Annotated in this window: 7 protein-coding genes and 1 pseudogene; 6 read left to right on the forward strand and 2 right to left on the reverse strand. The window is 60.7% G+C overall.

What is annotated here, in order from left to right; genetic code table 11:
* The first annotated feature begins 120 nt into the window (after positions 1 to 120).
* The 3 genes from AB5Z09_RS13535 (at position 121) to AB5Z09_RS13545 (ending at position 4,245) form a co-directional block, all read left to right on the forward strand.
* A complete protein-coding gene (locus tag AB5Z09_RS13535) occupies positions 121 to 1,857 on the forward strand; it encodes an ABC transporter transmembrane domain-containing protein (protein ID WP_368195490.1) in 1,737 nt (578 codons plus the stop codon).
* Positions 1,854 to 3,605, forward strand: a complete 1,752-nt coding sequence (locus tag AB5Z09_RS13540; protein ID WP_368195491.1) for an ABC transporter transmembrane domain-containing protein — start codon at positions 1,854 to 1,856, stop codon at positions 3,603 to 3,605. Before AB5Z09_RS13535 ends, AB5Z09_RS13540 begins: the two co-directional genes overlap by 4 nt.
* A 166-nt stretch (positions 3,606 to 3,771) precedes the next feature.
* A complete protein-coding gene (locus AB5Z09_RS13545; protein WP_019446113.1) occupies positions 3,772 to 4,245 on the forward strand; it encodes a DUF4442 domain-containing protein in 474 nt (157 codons plus the stop codon).
* Between the two features lie 33 nt (positions 4,246 to 4,278).
* Here the strand turns inward: AB5Z09_RS13545 and ybcJ are convergent, their stop codons facing one another.
* Positions 4,279 to 4,512 (reverse strand): ribosome-associated protein YbcJ, encoded by a 234-nt coding sequence (ybcJ, locus tag AB5Z09_RS13550; RefSeq protein WP_005361116.1) that lies wholly within the window; start codon positions 4,510 to 4,512, stop codon positions 4,279 to 4,281.
* A gap of 260 nt (positions 4,513 to 4,772) precedes the next feature.
* Between ybcJ and AB5Z09_RS13555 the strand changes: the two genes are divergently transcribed.
* The 3 genes from AB5Z09_RS13555 to pdxY all read left to right on the forward strand — a co-directional run bounded on the left by AB5Z09_RS13555 (position 4,773) and on the right by pdxY (position 7,229).
* Positions 4,773 to 5,336, forward strand: coding sequence for a hypothetical protein (locus AB5Z09_RS13555; protein WP_019446112.1), 564 nt, complete (start codon positions 4,773 to 4,775; stop codon positions 5,334 to 5,336).
* A gap of 84 nt (positions 5,337 to 5,420) precedes the next feature.
* On the forward strand, positions 5,421 to 6,197 hold the full coding sequence (locus AB5Z09_RS13560; protein WP_368195492.1) for a DUF429 domain-containing protein: 777 nt from the start codon (positions 5,421 to 5,423) through the stop codon (positions 6,195 to 6,197).
* Positions 6,198 to 6,365: 168 nt separating this feature from the next.
* On the forward strand, positions 6,366 to 7,229 hold the full coding sequence (pdxY, locus tag AB5Z09_RS13565) for a pyridoxal kinase PdxY (protein ID WP_252412890.1): 864 nt from the start codon (positions 6,366 to 6,368) through the stop codon (positions 7,227 to 7,229).
* 81 nt (positions 7,230 to 7,310) lie between these two features.
* On the opposite strand, the pseudogene AB5Z09_RS13570 reads toward pdxY, so the two are convergent.
* Positions 7,311 to 7,858, reverse strand: a pseudogene (locus tag AB5Z09_RS13570) (transposase); the annotation flags it as partial.

Genomic DNA, 7,858 nt, shown 5'->3' on the forward strand with positions numbered 1-7,858 from the left:
GCTTTCGTTCGAATCGCCTCCAGCCGGAGGCGATTGTTTTCATTCTTCTATTTCTGCGTGGCTTCTCTGATGGCCGCTCCTTGGAGCGGTCACGGGCAGAGAGCGCTAAAGGTTGGTGGTGTGAGCGTATTTCTACGATTGAGCTGGTTTTTCAAGGAGCAGTGGCCCCGTTATCTGGCTGCCATCTCCCTGCTGCTGATGGTGGCCCTGTTGACCGTGATTCCGCCCAAAGTGGTGGGCTGGGTGGTGGATGGCATCACCAGGGGTGGTCTCGACAATGGCACCCTGATGCGCTATCTGGCGGGGCTGTTTGGTCTGGGTGTGCTGATTTATCTGCTGCGCTACGTCTGGCGGGTGATGCTGTTCGGTGCCTCTTACCGTCTGGCCTATGTGTTGCGCAATCGCCTGTTCAGCCATTTCACCCGGATGAGCCCCGATTTTTATCAGCGCCACCGTACTGGCGATTTGATGGCCCATGCCACCAATGACATTCAGGCTGTGGAGATGACCGCTGGCGAAGGGGTGCTGACTCTGGTGGACTCCATCATGGTCGGGGTATTGGTGCTCTCCATCATGTGCAGCCAGTACTCCTGGCAGTTGACGCTGGTCTCCTTGCTGCCGCTGCCGGTGATGGCCTATTTCATGAACCGCTTCGGCACCCAGATCTACACCCAGTTCAAGGCGGCGCAAGGGGCCTTCTCCAGGCTCAACAACAAGACCCAGGAGGCCCTTTCCGGCGTGCGGGTGTTGAAATCCTATGCGGTTGAATCGCTGGAAGATGAAGGCTTTGCCGAGCTGACCAAACAGGCGGGGGAGCGCAATATGGCGGTGGCCCGCATCGATGCCAAATTCGATCCGGTCATCTATCTCTGTATCGGTTGCTCCTACTTCCTCGCGGTGGCGGGGGGCAGTGTGCTGGTGCTGCAGGGTGAGTTGACCCTGGGTGAGCTCACCAGCTTCACCATGTACCTCGGCCAGCTGATCTGGCCGATGTTTGCCATCGCCTGGCTGTTCAACATCATCGAGCGGGGCAGCGCCGCCTACTCCCGTATCGAAAGCCTGCTGGGGGAGCGCAGCGATATCGAAGAGCCCGCCCAGCCGGCCGCGTTTACCTCTGTCTTTCCTTTGCAGATCAAAGGGGTGAGCTATCAACTTGAGCAGCGCACCCTGCTTGCGGATATCGACGTTACCCTCAAGCAAGGGGGGATGCTCGGGGTGGTGGGGCGCACCGGGGCAGGCAAGAGTTCCCTGCTCAAGCTGCTGATGCGCCTTGCCAATCCGACTCACGGTTCGATAGCCATGGGGGGCGTACCGATTGACCAGTTGCCGCTCGCCACACTGCGCAGCCAGTTTGCCTATGTGCCGCAGGAGCCATTCCTGTTTTCCACCACTATCGCCGCCAATATCGCCCTCGGCAAACCCGATGCGAGCCGCGAGGAGGTCGAACGGGTGGCGCGCATTGCCTGTGTTCACGATGATATCGTGCGTTTCCCCAAGGGCTATGAGACCGAGGTGGGGGAGAAAGGGGTGACCCTCTCCGGCGGTCAGAAACAGCGGCTGGCCATTGCCCGCGCCCTGCTGCTGGATGCGCCCATTCTGGTGCTCGATGATGCGCTCTCGGCGGTGGATGCCCACACCGAGCAGCAAATTCTGCATGCCCTCAAGGCCCATCGTCGCACCCTGATCCTGGTCAGCCATCGCATGACGGCGGTGGAGCAGGCCGACGAGATCCTGGTGCTGGAGCAGGGGGCCGTCAGCGAGCGGGGTCATCACGGTACCCTGATGGCGCACAATGGCTGGTATGCAGATATGGTGCGTTACCAGCGTCTCGAAGAAGCGGTGGAGGAGAGCCTGTGAATCCGACCATTAAACGACTGCTCGCCTACTGCGCCCAGTATCCTCGCTGGCTGATCCAGGCGGGGATCTGTTTGCTGCTTGCTACCGGCGCCGAAGTGGCCGGGCCGCTGCTGATCAAGCTCTTTATCGATGACTATCTGGCGCCTCGCAATATCGTGCTGCCCACCATAGCCCTGATTGCAGCGGGCTATCTGGGCTTGCAGGTACTCTCGGCGGCGGGCTTCTATTTGCAATCCCTGCGCTTTAACCGTATCGCCCAGGCGGTGGTGCAAACCCTGCGCGAGCAGGTGTTTGCCACCGCCATCCGCTTGCCGGCCCGCTACTTTGACAAGCATCGATCCGGCTCGCTGATTTCCCGCATCACCAACGACACCGAAGCGATCATGAACCTCTATGTGCAGGTGATCGGCTTGCTGGTGCAAAAGGTGGTGCTGTTGTGCGGCATCCTCATCTCGATGGCGCTGCTGGATCTGCGGCTGATGCTGGTCTGCTCCCTGCTGCTGCCCGCCGTGGGCGGGGTGATGTGGCTCTACCAGAAACTGAGTGTGCCGGTGGTGCGAGCGACTCGCAGCCTGCTCTCCGACATCAACAGCCGCCTCAACGAGTCGCTGCAGGGGATGCCGGTCATTCAGGCTATGGTGCAGGAGCGCCACTTTGCCAATGCCTTTGCCGAGGTGAATCAGCAGCACTGGTCGGCACGGATCAAGAGCCTCAAGATCAACGGCATTTTGCTGCGTCCGCTCATCGATCTCTTCTACATGATGGTGCTGATCGGTCTGTTGGCGCTGTTCGCCCACGAGGGACTGAGCCACGCGGGTGCCATTCAGGTAGGGGTGCTCTACGCCTTTATCAGCTATCTGGGGCGGATGATCGAGCCGCTCATCGAGATGACCAACCAGCTTAACCAGCTGCAGCAGGCGATGGTGGCGGGGGAGCGGGTCTTTGCCCTGCTCGATGAAACCCGCGAGAGCACCGAGGGCGAACAGCGCCCGCTGGAAGGGCGGGTCAGTTTCGAGCGGGTGAGCTTCTCCTACGATGGTGAGCAGCAGGTGCTGCGGGAGGTCAGTTTTGCCGCAAAACCGGGCCAGATGCTGGCGCTGGTGGGCCATACCGGCAGCGGCAAGTCCACCATTATCAGCTTGCTGATGGGCTTCTATCCGCTGGATCAGGGGCAGATCCGCTTCGATGATTACGCACTGGATACTCTGTCGCTGGCGGCGGTACGCCGCAGCATAGGGCTGGTGCAGCAAGATCCCTTTATCTTCGTCGGCACTCTGGCGGAGAACCTGCGTCTCGGCCGTGCCGGAATAGACGAAGCGCGGCTCTGGCAGGCGCTGAGCGAGGTGCAGCTGGCCGAGTTTGTGCGCAGCTTGCCGGAGGGGATCAACACCCTGATGGAGGAGGGAGGCAAGAACCTCTCCGCCGGTCAGCGGCAACTGCTCTCCTTTGCCCGAGCGCTGGTGGGGGATCCGCGCATCCTCATTCTGGATGAAGCGACGGCGAGTGTGGACTCCCAGACCGAGTTGGCGCTGTCGCAGGCGATCTCTGCCGCCCGTCGTGGCCGCACCACCATCGCCATCGCCCACCGCCTCTCGACCATCGTCGATGCGGACGAGATCCTGCTGCTCTCCCGCGGTCAGGTGAGCGAGCGGGGCAGCCACAGCGAGCTGATGGTCCTCGGCGGTCACTATGCCCAGCTGTTCGAGATGCAGAGTCAGGGGGCCTGGCTGGAAGAGAAGCGCGCCTGAGCGGCATATTTGCTGTAACGGCGACATGAACGAAAAGAGGGAACCGATGCGGTTCCCTCTATTTTTTGCGTTGGGTAAAAGGTCGTAACCGTGATCCCTGTGCTTGTCGAATGGCACAGATGCAGGCAACATGTTGTTTACATTAACTCATCGGATCAGTTCGCATATGGATTTGCAACGCTTCAAAGCCAATCTGGCGCTCCGGCTGTTTGCCTGGCGCTACATTCCCGTCATCGGGTTTTGTGCCCCGATCATCGAAGAGATGAACGCCAAGGCGCTGCGCATTCGCATTCCCCTTGGCTGGCGTACCCGCAACCATCTGGGCAGCATGTATTTTGGCGCGCTGGCGACCGGCGCCGATCTGGTAGGTGGTCTGCTGGTGATGGAGAAAGGGCGGCAGCGGCGCAAGAAGGTGCACTTCGCCTTCAAGGATGTGCAGGGGGAGTTTTTGAAACGACCGGAGGGGGATGTGCAGTTCGACTGCGCAGCGGGGGAGGAGATTGACGCCATGATCGACGAATCGCTGGCAAGCGGTCAGCGCATCAATCGCCCCATCCAGGTGGTGGCCACTTGTCCGTCATTGAACGGGGATGAGGCGATGGCGCGTTTTGTGCTGACCCTGTCGATCAAGGCCAGCTAGCGGGTTGCCGGAGAGTGGCTCCCCGAGACGGGGTTAGCCAATCTCCGGGCTGACGCCCTCTTTCACCACGACCTTCATGCCGTTGAAGTTGACCACCTGTTCGGCCACGATCTTGCAGCGCTTGCGGGTCTCGACCTGACCATCCACCTCGACCAGCCCTTCGGCAACGAGGGCTTTGGCGGCGCCGCCACAATCGGCCCACCCCTGATGTTTGATAAGGTCACACAAGGCAACGAAGGGGTGACCTTCGAGCAGAAACGTCTCCATGGGAAATCCTCTAGATGGATGAATGCCGGATACAGCAGGGCGACTATTTTAGGCAGTTCGCTCAGGCAAAGAAAGGAAGAGGGGCCACTCGCTGCGAAAAAGTGGCCGATTGTCCTTGAGGTGGCGCTTTCGCAAGACCTGATGGAGAGGTGAGAGGGCCAACCGTGACGTATCGTGACGCACCTCGTCCCTGCTGGTGTGCCCACACTCTCCCCTGACTGTTAGGATCGGGCCACTCTCAATGGCCCAAGGAACTTTCCATGACACTCTCCCGCCTGCTGCTGGCATGCAGCGCCCTGACTCTGTGCGGTGTCGCGCAGGCCAGTACTCCGGTGCAGGTCTCGCTGCCCGGGGTCAATTTGCCCGCGTCCCATCAGGTGGAAGGGGCGCGCGCCTCGCTGCTCTACGGTCGGACCGGTCAGGTGAAGGGCATTGATCTGCCGATCTTCGCCCTCTCCGATGTGGATCAGTTCAGCGGTCTGCAGCTCGGGATCTTCCTCGGTGCCGGTCGGGTGCGTCACCAGTTTGGCGGGGTCGCTATCAACGCCATCAACTGGCACGAAGGGCAGGATACCGGCGTCAATCTGGGGCTGGTCAACCTGACCAACAATGTACAGGGGCTCAACTGGGGGGCGGTCAATATCGCCAAGGGCAATGCGCTGGCCAACGTCGGCCTGGTCAACTATGCCGAGCGTACCACCTTCCAGATTGGCTTTATCAATGCCACCAAACACCTCGACGGCTTGCAGATCGGGCTGGCCAACTACGCCGCCAACGGCGTGTTCCCCATTCTGCCACTGGTGAACTTCCAGAAATCGTTCTGACCAAGGCAGTTCGCTTTGCGTTAAAGGCCTCTGCTGATTACCCTGTGCCTCTTGCAACTTGTGACAGGCGAACAGAGGTAATTGATGACGGCAGGGCAGATGAGTGCAATCGGGATCGGCTGGGATGTGCGTGGTTGGCAGGGCAGTGCCCAGGCGGTGGCTGTGGTGGGCTGGCATGCCGAATCCAACCGCCTGCACTGGCTCGGGGTGTCGCCGCTGTTTCGCCTGAGCTCGCGGGTGGCGCCGGATCTGGCCGCCCTGCTGCGTCCCGCCCTGCAAAACGAGCTGACCCTGATGCAGGTAGAAGCCTGCCCGCAACTGGCGCTCGGTATCGATGCTCCGCTCGCCTTTCCCCGCGCCTTGCGGGATCTGCTCAACGGCCAGCCACACAGCTGCGCCGTGCCCGAGCGGGAGATAGACAACCCCTACGCCTATCGCGACTGCGAGCGCTGGTTGTATCAGCAGTACGGCAAGAAGCCGCTGTCGGCCACCTTCGACCGGCTCGGCAACAACGCCACTCTGGCGCTCTCCATGCTGCCGCGGCTCTCTGGTCTGCAACTGGTGCCGACCGTTGCCCCGAAGGCCAGTCGTGCCGTGCTGGAGGTCTATCCGGCATTGGCCAAAGTGGGCGGCAAGGCCTCCCCGGCACGGCCCGAGCTGGCGGCGCTGCTGCCTGCGGACGTGCTGGTCGGTACCGATCGCTACGATGCGGCGCTCTGCGCCCTGATGGCGCTGCAATATGCCGCTGGCGGCAAGGTGACGGTATTGCCTGAGCTGATTTCGCCACCCAGTGACATGCCTTGTGATGAGGGATGGGTCTATCACTTTGCCCGTCATGCTGTTGAACGTAACGGGATGTGACGGACGCGGCGCATCATGGCGCCGCTCATCTTGTCGACGCGGGCCAAATGGCGCAAAAAACCTGTCTTTAGTCAGGAAATTGCCTGTTCATCCCGCGCCAAGGTGGCGCATCGTTATCTTCATCCGATATATTGCCCACCTTGCTGATCCTTTGCTGTGGTATTCCCGATGAAATCCGTTCTCTCTATTCAGTCCCACGTGGTCTTTGGTTGTGCCGGCAACAGCGCGGCCGTCTTCCCCATGCGCCGCCTTGGTATGGATGTATGGCCCATCAACACGGTGCAGTTTTCCAACCACACCCAATATGCCCAGGGGTGGCAGGGGATGGCGATGCCGGCAGGCCATATCAGTGCGCTGGTGAAAGGATTGGGTAATATCGAGGTGTTGAGCCAGTGTGATGCCGTGCTGAGCGGTTACCTTGGCTCTGCCGAACAGGGGGACGAGATCCTGACCGTGGTCAACGCCGTCAAGGCGGCCAACCCCGATTCCATCTACTTCTGCGACCCCGTGATGGGGCACCCGGAGAAGGGGTGTATCGTCGCTCCCGGCGTCACCCGTTTCCTGACCGAGCAGGCGTTGCCGGTGGCCGACATGATGGCCCCCAACCTGCTGGAGCTGGAGACCCTCTGCGATACCCATCTGGCTGATCTGGATCAGACCCGCGCGGCTGCCCATCAGCTGCTGGCCCGCGGCGTCAAGCTGGTGCTGGTCAAGCATCTCGGTCGTGCGGCGCAGGACTCCAGCCGCTTCGAGATGCTGCTGGCCACCCCGCAAGGGGATTACCTGATTGCCCGTCCGCTCTATGACTTTGCCCGCCAGCCGGTGGGGGTTGGCGATCTTATCAGCGCCCTGATGCTGGCGAATTTGCTGGCCGGTCACGATGCGGTCAGCGCGTTCGAGCGCACCAACGCCTCGGTGGATGCGGTGCTGCAGGAGACCTGGCGCCAGCAGGCTTACGAGCTGCAACTCATCGCCGCGCAAGATGCCTTCGCCCTGCCAGAGGTTGCAGTGCGAGCGGTGAAACTGCCCTGATACTGCGCTGACTTTCGTCTATCCCGACTAGGGATGGGATGCAGATGAAAAAGGCTTGCCAATGGGCCTAATGCCAGTCAGTTAAGCCTGACTGGCATTGTTTTTATTGGCTTTTTTCACGGTATACTTTTGTGGTCTTGCCTTCACACTGCGGAGGTAACTTTGCTCCCTTCGCTCCGGTAATACAAACTGCCTCGCCTGTTTATCCAGCTCCGCCACCCGCTTCGGGATACTCCCCGGTGACAGGTACGGCATGCCGCCAGTTCATGGATGAGGTACACCGATGCCATGTGAAAACTCAGCTGGCTCGCCGTGTATCCCTTCAGACTCGCGGCCATCTTTACCATCTGGCTGCGCAGCAGATTGTACGCCAGCAGCACGCACCACAGCTCTTGCCGTATCCCCGCAGCCTTCTTGCTGCGCAGGGTCAGCCGGTGTTGTTGCAGGCTGTGCCTCATCTCCCGATAGCCCAACTCGATTTCCCAGCGGTGGCTGTAGAGCTCAATGATGTCGGCGCCCGGGAAACGCATCGGCTCGACCATTGAGGTCAGCACTTGCCGCTCCTTGCCATTGATGTGTCGAGTCAGCAAGCGGGCTTCCACTGTGTCCGGCAGGTGCGGCCACTTCTT

Source organism: Aeromonas sp. R2-2 (assembly GCF_040908355.1).
Taxonomy (GTDB): Bacteria; Pseudomonadota; Gammaproteobacteria; order Enterobacterales; family Aeromonadaceae; genus Aeromonas; species Aeromonas veronii.

What these genes read in the sequence shown, in the direction of transcription:
- AB5Z09_RS13545 (WP_019446113.1), top strand. Translation starts at nt 3,772, where the DNA reads ATGGATTTGCAACGCTTCAAAGCCAATCTGGCGCTCCGGCTGTTTGCC.
- ybcJ (WP_005361116.1), bottom strand. Translation starts at nt 4,512, where the DNA reads ATGGAGACGTTTCTGCTCGAAGGTCACCCCTTCGTTGCCTTGTGTGAC.
- AB5Z09_RS13555 (WP_019446112.1), top strand. Translation starts at nt 4,773, where the DNA reads ATGACACTCTCCCGCCTGCTGCTGGCATGCAGCGCCCTGACTCTGTGC.
- AB5Z09_RS13560 (WP_368195492.1), top strand. Translation starts at nt 5,421, where the DNA reads ATGACGGCAGGGCAGATGAGTGCAATCGGGATCGGCTGGGATGTGCGT.
- pdxY (WP_252412890.1), top strand. Translation starts at nt 6,366, where the DNA reads ATGAAATCCGTTCTCTCTATTCAGTCCCACGTGGTCTTTGGTTGTGCC.